General features: G+C 63.6%; 19 protein-coding genes. 18 read left to right on the forward strand and 1 reads right to left on the reverse strand.

Annotated elements, in window-relative coordinates:
- Window positions 1–33: 33 nt before the first annotated feature.
- The 8 genes from NJ75_RS01330 (at window position 34) to NJ75_RS01365 (ending at window position 5,963) form a co-directional block, all read left to right on the forward strand.
- Window positions 34–2,112 carry a ParB/RepB/Spo0J family partition protein gene (locus NJ75_RS01330; protein ID WP_039330896.1) on the forward strand — a complete coding sequence of 693 codons (2,079 nt, stop codon included), beginning with the start codon at window positions 34–36 and terminating at the stop codon, window positions 2,110–2,112.
- 82 nt (window positions 2,113–2,194) lie between these two features.
- A complete protein-coding gene (locus NJ75_RS01335; RefSeq protein WP_086740700.1) occupies window positions 2,195–3,133 on the forward strand; it encodes an ArdC family protein in 939 nt (312 codons plus the stop codon).
- Window positions 3,102–3,494, forward strand: coding sequence for a hypothetical protein (locus NJ75_RS01340; RefSeq protein ID WP_039330687.1), 393 nt, complete (start codon window positions 3,102–3,104; stop codon window positions 3,492–3,494). Before NJ75_RS01335 ends, NJ75_RS01340 begins: the two co-directional genes overlap by 32 nt.
- Window positions 3,495–3,540: 46 nt before the next feature.
- Window positions 3,541–4,182, forward strand: a complete 642-nt coding sequence (locus tag NJ75_RS01345; RefSeq protein ID WP_052241785.1) for a hypothetical protein — start codon at window positions 3,541–3,543, stop codon at window positions 4,180–4,182.
- 11 nt (window positions 4,183–4,193) lie between these two features.
- A complete protein-coding gene (locus tag NJ75_RS01350; RefSeq protein WP_039330689.1) occupies window positions 4,194–4,817 on the forward strand; it encodes a DUF6927 domain-containing protein in 624 nt (207 codons plus the stop codon).
- A gap of 14 nt (window positions 4,818–4,831) precedes the next feature.
- Window positions 4,832–5,032, forward strand: coding sequence for a hypothetical protein (locus NJ75_RS01355; protein ID WP_039330691.1), 201 nt, complete (start codon window positions 4,832–4,834; stop codon window positions 5,030–5,032).
- 81 nt (window positions 5,033–5,113) lie between these two features.
- On the forward strand, window positions 5,114–5,464 hold the full coding sequence (locus NJ75_RS01360) for an antitoxin Xre/MbcA/ParS toxin-binding domain-containing protein (RefSeq protein ID WP_022675518.1): 351 nt from the start codon (window positions 5,114–5,116) through the stop codon (window positions 5,462–5,464).
- Window positions 5,465–5,468: 4 nt separating this feature from the next.
- Entirely contained in the window at window positions 5,469–5,963 is a 495-nt protein-coding gene (locus NJ75_RS01365; RefSeq protein ID WP_039330694.1) for an RES family NAD+ phosphorylase, read from the forward strand.
- 34 nt (window positions 5,964–5,997) lie between these two features.
- Here NJ75_RS01365 and NJ75_RS01370 read toward each other — a convergent pair whose 3' ends face one another.
- On the reverse strand, window positions 5,998–6,495 hold the full coding sequence (locus NJ75_RS01370; RefSeq protein WP_039330696.1) for a hypothetical protein: 498 nt from the start codon (window positions 6,493–6,495) through the stop codon (window positions 5,998–6,000).
- A 65-nt stretch (window positions 6,496–6,560) separates the two neighbouring features.
- Between NJ75_RS01370 and NJ75_RS01375 the strand changes: the two genes are divergently transcribed.
- The 10 genes from NJ75_RS01375 (at window position 6,561) to NJ75_RS01420 (ending at window position 13,691) form a co-directional block, all read left to right on the forward strand.
- Complete coding sequence (locus NJ75_RS01375; RefSeq protein WP_039330698.1) at window positions 6,561–7,847, forward strand: hypothetical protein; 1,287 nt, start codon at window positions 6,561–6,563, stop codon at window positions 7,845–7,847.
- A 47-nt stretch (window positions 7,848–7,894) separates the two neighbouring features.
- Window positions 7,895–8,530 (forward strand): DUF7007 domain-containing protein, encoded by a 636-nt coding sequence (locus NJ75_RS01380; protein WP_372587596.1) that lies wholly within the window; start codon window positions 7,895–7,897, stop codon window positions 8,528–8,530.
- 102 nt (window positions 8,531–8,632) lie between these two features.
- Entirely contained in the window at window positions 8,633–10,306 is a 1,674-nt protein-coding gene (locus NJ75_RS01385; RefSeq protein WP_039330700.1) for a hypothetical protein, read from the forward strand.
- A gap of 59 nt (window positions 10,307–10,365) precedes the next feature.
- The gene (locus NJ75_RS01390) at window positions 10,366–10,737 is read left to right on the forward strand and encodes a DUF3768 domain-containing protein (RefSeq protein ID WP_039330702.1); all 372 of its coding nucleotides are present in this window, start codon (window positions 10,366–10,368) and stop codon (window positions 10,735–10,737) included.
- Window positions 10,738–10,809: 72 nt separating this feature from the next.
- Window positions 10,810–11,160 carry a hypothetical protein gene (locus NJ75_RS01395; protein WP_052241788.1) on the forward strand — a complete coding sequence of 117 codons (351 nt, stop codon included), beginning with the start codon at window positions 10,810–10,812 and terminating at the stop codon, window positions 11,158–11,160.
- 149 nt (window positions 11,161–11,309) lie between these two features.
- Window positions 11,310–11,864: a DUF736 domain-containing protein gene (locus NJ75_RS01400; RefSeq protein ID WP_052241790.1), complete on the forward strand. Its 555-nt coding sequence runs from the start codon at window positions 11,310–11,312 to the stop codon at window positions 11,862–11,864.
- Between the two features lie 183 nt (window positions 11,865–12,047).
- Window positions 12,048–12,563, forward strand: coding sequence for a hypothetical protein (locus NJ75_RS01405; protein ID WP_039330704.1), 516 nt, complete (start codon window positions 12,048–12,050; stop codon window positions 12,561–12,563).
- Entirely contained in the window at window positions 12,557–12,928 is a 372-nt protein-coding gene (locus NJ75_RS01410) for a hypothetical protein (protein ID WP_022675508.1), read from the forward strand. Before NJ75_RS01405 ends, NJ75_RS01410 begins: the two co-directional genes overlap by 7 nt.
- Before the next feature lie 75 nt (window positions 12,929–13,003).
- Window positions 13,004–13,306 carry a type II toxin-antitoxin system prevent-host-death family antitoxin gene (locus tag NJ75_RS01415; protein WP_039330707.1) on the forward strand — a complete coding sequence of 101 codons (303 nt, stop codon included), beginning with the start codon at window positions 13,004–13,006 and terminating at the stop codon, window positions 13,304–13,306.
- On the forward strand, window positions 13,287–13,691 hold the full coding sequence (locus NJ75_RS01420) for a hypothetical protein (protein ID WP_039330708.1): 405 nt from the start codon (window positions 13,287–13,289) through the stop codon (window positions 13,689–13,691). The genes NJ75_RS01415 and NJ75_RS01420 overlap by 20 nt, the downstream gene beginning before the upstream one ends.
- Window positions 13,692–14,077: the final 386 nt, after the last annotated feature.

Genomic DNA, 14,077 nt, shown 5'->3' on the forward strand with positions numbered 1-14,077 from the left:
GTGATGGCCGGGAGCAGATCAGGAGTGACCGAGATGCTGATTCCCTTTTCCAAGCTCTATTTGAGCGATGCGAACGTGCGCAAAACACGCAATGACCAAGACGACGCGCAGCTTTCTGCGGACATCGAGGCCCGCGGCCTCCTGCAGAACCTGCTGGTGACCAAGAGCAAGAAGCGCGGCCAGTTTGCGGTGATCGCCGGTGGCCGCCGCCTGCGGGCCATTGGCATGATCATTGATCGCGGGGCCTGGGCTGCGGATGCCGAAGTAGAATGCAAGCTGCTCGAGGGTAGCGAAGAGACGGCGGGCGAAGCCTCGCTCGCCGAGAACTTCCAGCGGGTCGGCATGTCTCCGGCTGAAGAATGCCGCGCCTTCCAGCATTTCATCAAGGAAGGCAGCGATATCGCGGCCGTAGCCAAGCGCTTCGGACTCACCCAGCGGTTCGTCGAAGGCCGGCTGCGCCTTGCTAATCTGGCAGCGCCGATTTTCGAGGCACTCGCCGCCGGTGACATCACCCTCGAAATCGCCAAAGCTTATGCTGCGACCGACCAGCACGAAGTGCAGATCCGCGTCTTCGAGCAGATGCGCCATGCCTACAACCCCAGCGCCGACGCCATTCGCCGCATGGTCGCCACCGGCTCGATGCGCGGTAATGACCCTATCGCGCTTCTGATCGGCGAAGATGCCTATGTGGCTGCCGGCGGCAAGGTCGAGCGGGATCTGTTCAGCGATGCGGGCGAGGATCGCTGGATCGATATCGATATCGCGCACCGGCTCGCCTCCGAAAAGATGGAAGCGGAAGCCGAGCGCCTGACCTCGGAGACCGGTCTCGCCTGGATCAGCCCGGTGGCCGCCAGCAATTCCTGGCAGGCCCGCAGCGAGATGGGCGTCTCCGCTGTCCGGCTCCCGCCCGTGCCCCTCTCGGAAACGGCGCGCGCCCGCATCGACGAGATCGATGCCCGGATAGATGAGATCAACGCGATCTTCGATGAAGGTGAAGAGCAAGAGGACGTCGATTTCGGAAAGCTCGAGGCCGAATACGAGGCTCTCGATGCCGAACGCAGCGACCTCAACAATCCGGTTCGCGAGCTGCCTGAAGAATGGCGCGGTGAAGTCGGCCGCTTCCTCGTGCTCACCACCCGCGGCGAGATGGTTCTCGAGGCCGATTACTACAGCGAGAAGCGGCTGTCGTTCGAGACCGATGACCAAGGCAATGTCACCGCAACGGCAGAAGAGCCAGCGCCGACCTCAGGGAGCCGCGCAAGTGGTGCTCCCGCACGGCCTGAGGCGATCGCACCCGGAAGCGAGAAGCCGATCAGCGCGAGGCTGTTCGACGAGCTCGCCGTTCAGCGCCGCAATATCCTGTCGGCCTGCCTGCTTGGCGATCCGGGGCTTGCCCTCGATTTCGCCATCTTCGCGCTCGCGGACAATCGCAGCTATGAGGGGAAGGGCACCTCGATCAAGGCGGGACGGCCGAGCGATCCTGCGACCGGCGAGGTTCCGCAATCAGCGGCCGAGGGCATTCTCGCCGAGGCCGAGGATGGTCTCGACAAGGCGTGGCAGGAGCAGGGCAGTGTTGCGGCCCGTTTCATCGCCTTCCGCGACCTCGAAGATGACGCTAAGGCGGCCTGGCTTGCCTATGCGGTGGCGCTCTCGCTCGAGGCCAAGAAGGGCTATGGATCCGAGTATCATCCGGTTCATGCCGTGCTTGGGTCGATGCTCGATGTCGACGTTGCGGCTCTGTGGCGGCCGACTGCCGAGAATTTCTTCGACCGGGTGAGCAAGACTTCCTGCCTCGCCGCGCTGACCGAGGTTGGCGGAAGTGACCTCGCTGCGCGCTATGCGGCGTCCAAGAAGGCGGACCTCGCCAAGACGTGCGAGACGATCTTCGCCGGTAAGGCGATCATCGAGCAGGAGGTCAAGGAAGCCGCCCTTGCCTGGCTGCCCGAGGCCATGAAGTTCAGTGCGGCCATGCCGGAGGGCGCACAAAGCGCTGATCCTGATGCCTCCGAAGACGGCAAGGCCGACATCGACGCGATCGAGGGGGTGGTCGCACTGCCGGATGCCGAAGAGGAACCCGAAGGCGCCGCCACAGACACGGCAGTGGCTGCCTGAACGCCTCACCCTCCTCCTGATGTCCTGGCCCGGTCGCTCACTCGAGTGGCCGGGCCTTCTTCTTCCACGAAGGGAAATGCCGATGCGCCGCGGACCAAAGCGCGATGTCGCGCAGGAAATTACCAATCTCATCATTGCACGGATCGAGGCCGGCACAATGCCCTGGCGGCGGCCCTGGAAAAAGACCGGGGCAGGGGGCGCGCCCTTGCGTGCAGGCGGACTGCCCTACACCGGGATCAATCGCCTCTATCTCTGGGCTGTCGCCGACTGCTTCGGCTACGCCTCGCGCTACTGGATGACCTATCGTCAGGCTCAGGAACTGGGCGGGCAAGTGCGCAAGGGTGAGACGGCCGAGCCGAGCATCTATTTCAACAGCACGAGCAAGACCGACGTAGATCAGGCGACTGGCGAGGAGACGTCGAAAACCATCCGGTTCATGCGATCCTACAGCGTTTTCAATGCCTCGCAGATCGAAGGCCTGCCGCCGCATTTCTATCCCAGTCCGGTCCCCGAAGCACCGCCGCAACCCTCTGTGAAGGCAGCGGCCATCCAGGCCTTCTTTGCTCCGATACCTGCTGATATCCGCCATGGCGGTGACCGTGCATTCTTCTCTCCGGGCGGAGACTATATCCAGCTTCCAGAACGCGGCGCCTTCCGCACCGAGGACGGATATGTCGCCACCAAAGCGCACGAACTCGGCCATTGGAGCGGGCACCCCTCGCGGCTCGCGCGCACATTCGGCAAGCGGTTCGGCGACAAGGCCTACGCCTTCGAGGAACTGGTCGCGGAGCAGGTCAGTGCCCGGATCTGCTATGAGCTGGGCCTCCCCGCAGACCTCCATGAAAGCCACGCCAGCTACATCGCCCATTGGCTCGATATCCTGAAATCCGACAAGACCGCGATCATCACGGCTGCCGCCAAGGCCGATCAGGCTTTCAACCTGCTTGCAGCCTATTCGGGCTATGAGAGTGAACCTGCGGAGGAAGCCCATGAAGAGGCGCCAGTTCCGGCTTACGCTTGAGCCAACCGCAGACGACGCGGTGCGGCTTGCGCAGCTGAGCCGCTATGCCAGCGACCTTGCGAGCAGAGGTTCTGCGGACATTGGCGCAGCGCTCGGCGGCCATGTTGGGGTGCTGTTCCCCGGGCGGAACCGTCATGCGGTCCTGGAGAGCCTCCTCGGCAAAGGAGAACCCGGTTGGTCACTGGTGTCCGATCCGGGGCAGGGCGGCTCCCTGGTTATCCAGACAACCGAGGCTGGCGCTGCGGTCTCGGCGATTGCGAGAATCCTCGAACAGGTCGCTCCCGGGGCTCTCTTGCGGCCGATGATCTATGAGCCACTGTCCCTGAGAAGCTCAGGGAAACATCACCGCAGTCTGCATTGAGGGGAGGGGGAGGAGGCCATTGCACTTGCAATGGAAAGGAAGCCGCATGTCCTGCGACATCGATTATCGTTACCGCCGCGCGCTCGAGCCCTATGGGCTGACGACGTTCGAGACCGCGCTGCGAGCATTGAACGAGGCCGTCGATGATGTGCGCCTCGCAGGCCGGCAGGTCGCCACCTGTCCCGCGGTTCTGCTCCTCACTCGCCACCTTCAGCGCATTGCCGACGGAAGGCCGACAACCTGCGAGGCCGACGACCAGATCTTGCGGGCACAGTGCATCGAGCGCCTCGGCGAGCTCAAGCACCGACCTGCGATCATTGCGCTGGTCAAGCGCGGGATCGACTATCGTCCTGAAGAACTGCGACACTACCGGCGCGAGGGTACGCGCGCGCTGCGCCAGATCGCAGCCGGGATCGGGCTCGATCATTCCGCCTACCGCATCAGCTACTACACCTCGCAGGAGGCCCTCGCCGGTGAGCATGTGCTCGAAGCAGACGGTGTCTACATCCGCATCAGCCCCGAGCGGTTCGGCGAACCGGGTCTCGCCTGGCGGAACCCGTTCTGGAAGCCCCCCGGCGCGGTCATGCGCAAGGCTCCGATCACCGCGCTTGCCGACATTCCGGCACTCACAGCGCGGATCGCCCGCGAACTGCAAATCGCACCTCCGGCTCAGCCGGGGCTCATCTGAAGGACACGCACATGGGCTGGCTCTACATGCACCGCGCAGGGATGGGAGGGCATGAAACGCCCAAAGCCTATCTCGACGATCAGCTGACCTACGAACGGGAGGCCTGCGAAGATGCTCCGTTCCGGGGGTGCCGGGTCCTCAAGAGCGTTTTCACCGGCAGCACCTACTATGCAGCCGTCGAGCGCTACGGTGAAGATCGCGAGAGGCTCTACGTGACGGCGGTTATCTGCCTGGTCCACTGGAACCCGAAGGCGGCCGATGGCCTGATCTTCGGCTACAAGGACATGGATGAGCAATCTGGCCCCGTCGAGGCGAATTGCCCGCGAAGCATCCTGGAACTGCTCACCTCATCCTCGCACCCCTATGCCCTGGACTGGCGCAACCGGTGTTACGCCATGCTGCGTCTCAAGGAGCGAAAGGTTGCCGATGGCGACATCCTGCGGCTTCCCGAACCGCTGCGCTTTACTGACGGCAGCGAACACCGCGAGTTCCGGGTCAGCAAGCGCGGGAGCAAGATCGAGCTGCGGACACCCGATGGCTTCGGGGCCTATCGTATCTCCCGGCTGATGGAGCGGCGCTTCGAGATCATTCGTCCCGCCCGAAGGATCAAGACCTTCTTCCCGATAGCCCAGTAGCGAGGGCCTCTTCCATGACTTCTGCCAGCCTCGATCCGCGCCGCCGTGTCCTTTGCGGGCGGGCCAATGCCGAGCGCGTCGCCATCCGGATGAGCGCGAAAACCGGGAAGAGCCACGCTGTGGTCAGAACCGGCAACACGCTCCAGCCCTTCTGTGTCATGCCGACGGGAGAAAACCCACCCGGTGCGATCGAACTGCAAGTTGTCGTCCTGTGACGAACTCGGCGCCAGCCCTATGGCAGCTTGAAAGCCATGCAGAATGACGCTATATCGCGTCAGAAGTCATGGAGCTTTGCAATGGCGATTCAGAACTATGCGGACAATGGCGCGTTTGCTCCGCGCAAAATCGTCGATGCGCTGCGCACCACCAGCGACGAACTGGCGCGCTCGCTGGGTCTCGGCAAGGACGCGATCCAGCGCAAGGACCGGATTGCCTCCGATCGTACCCAGCGCCGCCTTCGGCAGATGGTCGAAGTGCTCAACAAGGTCGAACCGCGGTTCGGTTCAGCCTTGCTGGCCTATGCCTGGTACCGCTCTGAGCCGCTGCCGGGCTTTTCGGGCCAGACTGCAATGCAGCTTGTGCAGAACAACCGGGCCGATGACGTTCTGACCTATATCGACGCCGTCGACGCCGGCATTCACGCCTAGCCTCATGCACTTCACCGGGCTGCTCTACCGCGCCCACAATCCGGTCTGGTCCCGCGAACCCCTCTCAGGGGAGGGGGCGGCCCGGTTTGGCGGACGGTTCAATCGCATCGGGCGCAGCGCGCTCTATACTTCCCTCGCCCCAGAGACCGCGCTGCGCGAGGCCAATCAGGTTGGCACCCTCCAGCCCACCACGCTCGTCGCTTATCAGGCCGATATCGGATCGTTGCTCGATGGCCGCGATGCGGCTGCATTGCGGCCTTTCGGTATCGCACCGGCTGAGCTCGCCGACCCGGCGTGGCGCGATCGGATGCTCTCAGGCAAACCGGTCCCGACGCAAGATCTGGCGGAGGCCGCGATCGCGCAAGGCTATGTGGGCATTGTCGTGCCGAGCTACGCCCGCGGCGCTCCCGCCGACGCTCTCAACCTTGTCCTCTGGCACTGGGAAGGGCGCATCACGCTCGTAGATGACGACGACCGGCTTGGCCTGCGCGATCCCTGATTTCTGCCTGTTAGGCCGGCAAGCTGATGCCTGCCTAGTCTTCGATCCGGCCGCCAAGCGACGGATCGAGATACCACGAGGGTCCCTCGACGAAGTCGGCCGAGCGTGCTGGAACGGGCCCGTCGGGCTCACTTGCGACATAAGGATTGACCTGCGGTGCAGGCCTCTCGCCGGAGCGAAGGAGCTTCCCCGACATTTCGCAGCGAGGGCGCAGGAGATCGAGCAGCCATTCGAGATCATCCAGCATCTGGACGATGCCGCGCCCCGCCAGCGTGTAGTAGAGACACCGCTGATAATCATCGCACTGGCACGAAAGCACCTGCGTCAGCTTGTTCTTGGCACCGGGTGTGCCCTGGAAAACCCCCTGCAGCGCTTCGTAGAGTTCGCGCGCCGAATAATAGGCATCGAACGCTTCTATCCCGATAGAGGCATTGGCGAGCGAGCGCCGCGTAGGCGTCACCAGTGGGTCAACCGATGCATCGCGCAGCGTCAGATCGAGGTCGAATTGGCCGAGATCGAATACCTTGTTCATAAGACAAAATTCCTCTATGTGACGAACATAGAGTGAACAAAAGGGGCGGTCAAGAGCGTCAGACCATGTGGTTGGTGGCCAAGGACACCACAGGTAGCACCGGGCGCGTCGCCATTGGCGACGGTCTGCGAGCAGCCTTGGTCCGCTGGTACACGGGCCATGGCAACGAGGCCGATCACCGGGCCTGCGTCTCTCTCGTCGTGACAGCGCGCGAGAATCACAAATGGCTCGCCTGCGATTGTCTGGGCGAGGTCACCGCGCCGCCGCTGCTGAGCCCGGCCTACCTGAGCTTTCAGGAAACCTATTACCTGCGGCGGCTGACTTCGAGGCCGATGCATGCGCCGGCGTGTCCATTTTTCCTGCCCCAGGCACCGCCGCGCATCCGCGAGACAGCAAGGGATTCGCTCTACGCGCTCGATGTTCCAGATGGCCTGTTCAACGCGCACCAGAAGGCGCCGGAGAAACTCGCCCAGAAACCGGACCACAGTGAGCCAGACGACCGGTCGCGTGGTGTTGCAATCCCGCGCCTCGGCAAACTGCTGTGGCTGCTGCTCGAGCGGGCGGGTTCCAACGTGCTGCGCGAGCTTCCGCCAGCAGGGCCACGGGAGGGCTCGATCAGCCAGGAGATGCGTTTCCTGCGCCGGGCTGCGCAAGGTCTCGAGATTGCGCCCGGGGTTCCGCTCTCGGCCCATCTCTACACGAACGCCATCGATTACGAAAAGCGGCGGGTTCACGCCCGGCTGCGCGCTGCGGCCGAGAGATGGCCTCATGAATTCGCGCCCCAGGCGTTTCTTCTGCTCGAGGCCAATGCGGTCACTTCCACCGAGATCGTCACCGGTCTCGGCACGATCTCGGTCCGGAACCGCATCCAGCACACCGGGATCATCCGCGCCGAAGTTGAGCCGCCGTTCCTTGTGCTCGCCGTCGTCGGCGAGCACAGCAGGAAGGAGGGCTATGTCGCGCTGCGCGCCTACGCTCAGCCTGTCTTGAGCGGCAACCAGTTCGTGCCGACAGAGCGAGACCACGACCGAGACGTTCTGCGGGCGCTCCAAGACGCGCAGTATATCCTGCGACGCCGGGACATCCGGATGGCGGTGAAGAAGATCCTCTTCGATCTGCCATTTGCGGACGTCTCCGTAAGGCCGGATTTCCTGATCGCCCTTCTCGACGACAACACCGGGCAGGAGTGCCGCTTTGCGCTGCAAATCCTCCAGTCGTCCGACGAGGATTATCTCGCCCTCAGGGCAATCGAGCGGACTCGTCTTTCGCAGCTTGGACCGGTGGCGGCCCTCGCTCTTGGAGACGTCACGCCCGAGATCGTTGCCCGGACCGCTCTCGGGATCCTGAGCTGAAGAAGAGGGGGAGGGTCTGAGCGAACCTGCAACAGGAGAGTTCGCTCATGCCATGTTTTGCCCCATCACCGCGTCCCTCCACTTCCATCTGGGGCGCCGTCCAGCAGGCCGATCAGCTGGCCCCCGGCATATGGTCAGTTATGACCGCCAGCCACGGCGGTATCATTCTGTCCGATCAGAGACAGGCCGCCATGCCAGCGGCGCTACGGATCGAAGGCGGGGCCTACGAAGAAGATTGCGATTGGGGGCTCCCGATCCTTGCCTTCACCAGCGAGCTTGAAGGGCAGGGCTCCTGCTCTGCGGGCTTGCTGCAGCTTGCCCGCGATACTACCCGATGTTGGCACCCGGACCGCTTCAGCGCCTTCACCGGCGAGGCCATAGAGGAGAATTCCTCTGCGATCCTGCGGACGCGCAAGGCCTATATGGCCGCGATCGGCGAATTCTGCGTGACCAGCGCCTGGGGCGATTGGGCCGAGTGGGTGCCGGACGGCAAAGTCGGCGTGATTGCCCGGCAAGTCGAGCGCGTCGATCACCTTGGCCGCCCAACCTATGGCGAGGCCGAGGTCTGCGCGCTCATCGCCAAGGACCTCTACGCCGCGCGCGGCGAGGTTAAGGCGCTGCGTGATACGGCGCACGACATCATCCCGATTCCTGAAGCCCTGCGACCCAAGCGCGTTGGCTGAAGAGCAGGCCAAGGCAGCCGGGCTCCGGCCAGGCATCAATCCGCTGTTCTGAAGGGAAGGGGGAGGGGAAGGGCGAAACAGTGCGATGAAGGACCCCTTGTCATGAACCCGACAGTTATTCGACCCAGCGTCAGCCCGAAGACGATCACCAAAGTCACGCGCCTCTTCAATGGCACCATCGGCGATATCCTCGGCGAGCTCCTCCAGAACAGTCGCCGCGCGGGCGCTTCCCGGATCGATATCGCCTGCTGCGCGGATCAGGACGCAGCGCGCCTGACCCTTGTCGATGATGGAACCGGAGTCGCCCATCCGCAGACCATGATTGCGCTGGGGGATTCGGGCTGGAGCCAGCACATCCATGAGGCCGAAGACCCGGCAGGCATGGGTGTCTTCAGCCTGGCGGGCAAGGAAACCCGGATCAGCTCGCGTCATACCGATGCCGACATCGGATGGTCGGTCCATGTCCCAGCGGATGGCTGGACCGGTGCGCAGGACATTGCCGTGCAGCCCCTTGCTCGCCCCGTCGGGACGACAATCAGCTTCCTGATGCCCGGCGTGAGCGAGCAGACCACCGAGCGGATTCTGCGCGAGGTCGCGAAGTTCTACCCGCTGCCGGTGTTCTTCAATGGCACGGAAATGCCACGCGAGGACTTTCTCGCCAAAGCAATCTACATCGCCGAGTGGAACGGCAGCCAGATCGGCGTGTTCGAAGGGCGCGAATACCACCAGGACCCCACCACGAATTTCTATGGGATGGTGCTCACCCGCAAGCTTGCCAGCGTCTCGGAGAGCCTTGGCGGCAAAACATACCATGCCCGGCTCGATATCGGGGCCACCCCGGGCCTTGCCCTTGTGCTCCCGGCGCGCAAGGAATTCGTCGAGAATGCCGCGTTTGCGGCGCTGCAGGCAGCGTGCAGGCGCACGATCTATGCCGCGCTGGCGCACAGAGGCCAGCACCGGCTTTCCTTCGAGAACTGGAAGGAAGCGCGCGATCTTGGGGTTGCCCTGCCGGAGGCCGACCCCTGCCTGCCCCGCTGGCATGCTGCCATTGCGGAGAGCGACAACGTCAATGTCGAGTATGAGGAAATCGCAGCAGGTGCGGACACGATCCTTGTCGCGGATCTTGAGCCCGATATTGCCCAGGGACTGGAGCGCGCGCTGCGCGACCACCCCTTGCGCCCGCACCTCGTCGAGAACCATCCCGCATACGCTGGCTATGGCTGGTATGACGCGCTGCATCAGCTCGGCAACGTGCGCTTCTATGTTGCAGCCGGAGAGCGCGACCACGTCATCGCCGAAAACGGCAGCTTCCCCCCGCTCGATGACCATGTTCGTGCCGAGACGATCGAGCTGAGGTTCTGCGTCTTCCACCGCGCCAGCGTAACGCAGCGCGAGGAACGGATCTCGGCAGATGTCGCCTTCGTCCTCGGCGAGGATGGTTGGTACAGCGGCATCGACCAGATCCGCATTGCCTATGTTCCGGGTCCGGCGCTGACTCCTGAAACGCTGGTCGATCTGATCGAGAACGTCTGTTTCTGCGCGAACGACGACAGCGAGGCCGACTCCTGGGACACCCAGCACGAGCACTTCCTGCGCGATGCGCGCGAGCTCGCGGCCCGGGTGCTGCTCGGCGAGGACGAGGCCATTGCGGCGCGTATCCGCGACACGCTTGCCGGCATCCTCTGGGTCATTCCCAAGGACCGGCAGGTTGCCATTACCGTTGCTGCCGGGACCGCGATCGATGTTCAGCTTTCCGCTTTTCAACCTGCGGGCTGAGTCCCGCGAGGCCGTCCGGTTGTCCGCTCGTCGTCTCTTGGATCAGGAGGAGACCTCCAATGCATGACACATCTGACCTCACTTGCGCGCGGCAACGCACCGAGCGCATTGCGCTGCTCAATGATGCCGCGCGCCAGGGCCGTGACCGAACGGCCCGCATCGTCATGACCTCCGGGTTGCTTGCAGAATTCGGCGGCGACACGGTGGCACAAAGCATGATGGTTCAGGCTCGGTTGATGGCCGCTCTGCGCCATTGCACCTTCGCCCCGGATTCGCCCGAGCGAGACTTTGCAAGCATGGATGTCGATGGCATCAAGGTGCTGATGAAAGTCGATTATTACGACACCGAACTGGCATTCGGGTCCGAGGATCCGGCCAATCCAGCGATGACACAGCGCGTCATCACGCTGATGCGGCCAGCGGACTACTGATGAGTTCAGGGGCTGACATGTCAGTGCGCCGCGGGGCATCGGCCCAGTTAAGGGTGGGGAGGTAACGAGCGCATGAGCAGGCACAAAGTACCGCTTCGTGACGGGATTGCTGCTGCCAGTGCCTATGTCGGATGGGACCGACCGCTTCAGACCTATTTCGCGCAGGTTCTGAGCGCTCCTGACGAAGACGGGGAGGAAATCGAACTCGTATGGGTCGGAACCGCTTTCGGAGAGCTGCCCCGCGCGGTTGACGCAATCCGCGCGCTCGAGCCCTATTGCCATATCGAGGCAAGTCTTGCCGCACAGCTCGAGATCGACAGGATGGCCTGCCTCGCCACGCGCGATGGACCCAATCAGCTCGAAGCCAAGGCGTTCATGGCGCGCCTCAACCAGATCAAGGACGGGTCCGAGCCCGAAGCTTAGGTCGGTACAGACCGGGCCTGGCTCGTAGCAGGGCCGGTTCAGCTCCAATCCAACTATCGAGACTCCTCAGCCCTCTGGGCTGGACAGGATGACGCGCGCCTGCGGTGGCTGGCGCACGGGCCGGGCCAGGGGCCCGGAGGAGAGGGGGGATGGGAGAAGGTGTTCCGGACAAGGGGTTCGGACGGCATCAGGAGAACTTCGACATGAACATCGGCACCCTCAAGGCCAACGCAGAAGGCGTTCACATCGGCCGCATCACCACCCTGACCTTCAGCGCGACGGTTGCGCTGCGGGCCTTCGAATCCACCAACGAGCGGGCACCCAAGTTCGACCTCATGGCGCTCTCGGCGGACCGCCGCAGCTGGGTCAAGATCGGCGCGCTCTGGGAATACTCGTCGAACGAGACCGGCGAGTGCTTCCTCTCGGGCCAGATCGACGATCCCAGCCTCTCGGCGCCGATCCCGGTCGCCATGTTCCAGCAGAACGATGGCAGCTACAACGTCGCCTGGCGCCGCTCGAAGCCCAAGGCCTCGCTCGACGGCTTCGGCAGCGAGAGTGAAGGCGCCCTGCCGCCGCTGACTGCCACCGGCGACGAACCGGCCAGCGACCGCAGCGTTGACAGCGGTGCTGCCACCGGCGACGGTCTGGGCGACAGCACCGCTCCGGCACCCAAGGGCAAGACGCGCGCGAGCGTCGACGCCTGACCGGGACAAGCCCCCCGTGACCGGTGCCGCGACCCGCGCCGGTCACATCGGGAAGGCCCGTCCGCGCATTCGTCGCGGGCGGGCCTTTTCTTTGCCCGGTGCTTGCAAGCCGAGCCGACCTGCAGCGGAAACTCTGCCTGCGAAAGAGAAGGGGGAGGTGCCGTTCAAGCAAAGGAGGCTTGAATGGCACAGACAAACTGGACTCTCGATCTTGGCGGGGCTCCGTGGAACGAAGACTGCGCGCAGATCGGCCACACCCCGAACTTCGACCTCGTGAATACCGCAGAAGTCACGCTCTACAGGGCTGCGCTGATCGCGGTCGCCGGGCCTCCGCCCGCCGGGATCACCCTGCGGATCAAGGCTAACGCCCATGATTTCGGGACCTACCGGACGGTCGAGGCGAGCGTCGACGACGAACAGGACGATGGTAGCCATGCCAGCTATATCGAGACCCTCGAGACCGGCTTCGCCTTTTGGCATCAAGCCGGGTTTGCACCGCCTGAATTCGGCAAACTGACAGCGAGCAATCAGCTTGCGGGTTTCGTCGTGGATGCCGTCGCAAGCGCGCTGCGGATCACACGGCCGAGCAGCACCGGCGCATTCTTCCCAGCGTCCTCCGGACCGCTTCACCGGAACCTCACCGCAGCCTTTCCGGAGGCGGCGCAGCGCGCCTTTTCCGAAGCGAGCCTGCCATGCTGACCGACAGCGAGCGCTTCGCCTTCAGCGTCTGGCGGATCCATGCGTTCGCCTCGACGGGCAATGCCTACGACGCCGTGCAGACCGACGAGAGCATCGCAGCCGGTGACACCCTGCTTGTTCTCGATGAACGGGTTGTCGGTGTCGCGATGACTTGGCCTTTTGCCATCACGGCACAGCCGGGCAAGCTTCACGCGGTCTGTGCGCCTGGCGCTGGCGAAACCCTTGGGCACATTGAAAGGGCGCTCGATGTTCCAGACGGGTCAATCGCTCGAGCCTGCCGCCTCGCAAGGACACTGGGCATTGCGATTGATGCGGGCCTCGTCCCGTGGCTGTCTGAGCCGCTGGCGAGAGATGGGGACGACTAGCGCGGCGAGTGGCGCCACAGAAATCTTGCTATTTTGGCAATAATTGCTATTTTAAGGCCAAGAGGAGATACCACCATGCCAGCGGCGGCGAATGAGCACCCCAGGGTTCCCCTAACCCAGTTTCACAACAACACCGGCGAGTTCCTCGATCTGGCAACCAAGCAGCCGGTCGTCCTGACCAGCCATGGCCGCGAGCGGCATGTAATCGCAGATAGCGAGTATTTCCGCCATCTTGAACAGGCGGCACGCGGTGTGATCGCCGGCCACATGAATATCGAAGCTGTCGCTTCGTCCGACATGACCGGAGCCGACCGCAAGGCTTTTGCCAATGCACGGCCTTCGGCCAGTGAACTTGCCAATGACCGCTGGGAAGACTGACCGACCCGCCGCAGGCCATATCCTCCGTTACGTCTATCTCTTCGAGGAAGAGCAGAGACGAGGCCGCGACGAAGGCGTCAAGGAACGCTTCGTCGTCGTCGTGGGTGTGGACGGCTCGCGCTATCTGGTTGCCGAGATCACGACCAAGGGCGAGGGGCGCAAGAACGCCATCCCCATCCCCGATGAGATCGCACGCACAGCCGGGCTCGTTCCGGGTAGCGCGATTGTCGTTTCGGAATTCAACCGGTTCACCTGGCCCGGGTTCGACATCAGACCCCTGATGAAGCAGCCCGGGTACATTGCCGGACGACTCCCACCGCGGTTCACAGCAAAGATCATCGATGCCATCGGAGCCTGGGGCGCCGCTGCCGTCGATCGCGATTGATTTCCGGAACGCCGAGGCAGCCTGCTCCTTGGAGCCTTGTCTGATCGTGCATCAACGTCAGGCCAGTCACGCCGGCGTTGTGGATTGGCGCCGGAGGTGGCCGAGGTCGGGTATTCCGGATCAGTGCCGCAGAGGGACCTCTCGCTCACCGGGATCGGCAAGGGCGGGCGAATTATCCCGTGATCATCATCGTCAATAACAAGCCGGTACGCGGCGAAGTTGATGTCCAGGCGTGCGATAAGCTCCTGTGCCAACAGCACGTCCGCCGACCAGTGCCCATGCCTCTTTGGTCGAGCTTAGGGCCAACCTGCAGAAATGCGAGCCGTGTTGCCCGGCAAGCCGGGCTGCCCGCACCACCTCGATTTACGAGGTTCCCCGCGCGCGGA

The organism is Novosphingobium subterraneum (genome assembly GCF_000807925.1).
Taxonomy (GTDB): domain Bacteria; phylum Pseudomonadota; class Alphaproteobacteria; order Sphingomonadales; family Sphingomonadaceae; genus Novosphingobium; species Novosphingobium subterraneum.

Excerpts from the sequence above, each read along its gene's own strand:
- NJ75_RS01395 (WP_052241788.1), top strand. The coding sequence starts at position 10,810 with ATGAGCAGGCACAAAGTACCGCTTCGTGACGGGATTGCTGCTGCCAGT.
- NJ75_RS01380 (WP_372587596.1), top strand. The coding sequence starts at position 7,895 with ATGCCATGTTTTGCCCCATCACCGCGTCCCTCCACTTCCATCTGGGGC.
- NJ75_RS01420 (WP_039330708.1), top strand. The coding sequence starts at position 13,287 with ATGACCGCTGGGAAGACTGACCGACCCGCCGCAGGCCATATCCTCCGT.
- NJ75_RS01405 (WP_039330704.1), top strand. The coding sequence starts at position 12,048 with ATGGCACAGACAAACTGGACTCTCGATCTTGGCGGGGCTCCGTGGAAC.
- NJ75_RS01330 (WP_039330896.1), top strand. The coding sequence starts at position 34 with ATGCTGATTCCCTTTTCCAAGCTCTATTTGAGCGATGCGAACGTGCGC.
- NJ75_RS01360 (WP_022675518.1), top strand. The coding sequence starts at position 5,114 with ATGGCGATTCAGAACTATGCGGACAATGGCGCGTTTGCTCCGCGCAAA.
- NJ75_RS01390 (WP_039330702.1), top strand. The coding sequence starts at position 10,366 with ATGCATGACACATCTGACCTCACTTGCGCGCGGCAACGCACCGAGCGC.
- NJ75_RS01370 (WP_039330696.1), bottom strand. The coding sequence starts at position 6,495 with ATGAACAAGGTATTCGATCTCGGCCAATTCGACCTCGATCTGACGCTG.
- NJ75_RS01415 (WP_039330707.1), top strand. The coding sequence starts at position 13,004 with ATGCCAGCGGCGGCGAATGAGCACCCCAGGGTTCCCCTAACCCAGTTT.
- NJ75_RS01350 (WP_039330689.1), top strand. The coding sequence starts at position 4,194 with ATGGGCTGGCTCTACATGCACCGCGCAGGGATGGGAGGGCATGAAACG.
- NJ75_RS01335 (WP_086740700.1), top strand. The coding sequence starts at position 2,195 with ATGCGCCGCGGACCAAAGCGCGATGTCGCGCAGGAAATTACCAATCTC.
- NJ75_RS01400 (WP_052241790.1), top strand. The coding sequence starts at position 11,310 with ATGGGAGAAGGTGTTCCGGACAAGGGGTTCGGACGGCATCAGGAGAAC.
- NJ75_RS01340 (WP_039330687.1), top strand. The coding sequence starts at position 3,102 with ATGAAGAGGCGCCAGTTCCGGCTTACGCTTGAGCCAACCGCAGACGAC.
- NJ75_RS01345 (WP_052241785.1), top strand. The coding sequence starts at position 3,541 with ATGTCCTGCGACATCGATTATCGTTACCGCCGCGCGCTCGAGCCCTAT.
- NJ75_RS01365 (WP_039330694.1), top strand. The coding sequence starts at position 5,469 with ATGCACTTCACCGGGCTGCTCTACCGCGCCCACAATCCGGTCTGGTCC.
- NJ75_RS01375 (WP_039330698.1), top strand. The coding sequence starts at position 6,561 with ATGTGGTTGGTGGCCAAGGACACCACAGGTAGCACCGGGCGCGTCGCC.
- NJ75_RS01355 (WP_039330691.1), top strand. The coding sequence starts at position 4,832 with ATGACTTCTGCCAGCCTCGATCCGCGCCGCCGTGTCCTTTGCGGGCGG.
- NJ75_RS01410 (WP_022675508.1), top strand. The coding sequence starts at position 12,557 with ATGCTGACCGACAGCGAGCGCTTCGCCTTCAGCGTCTGGCGGATCCAT.
- NJ75_RS01385 (WP_039330700.1), top strand. The coding sequence starts at position 8,633 with ATGAACCCGACAGTTATTCGACCCAGCGTCAGCCCGAAGACGATCACC.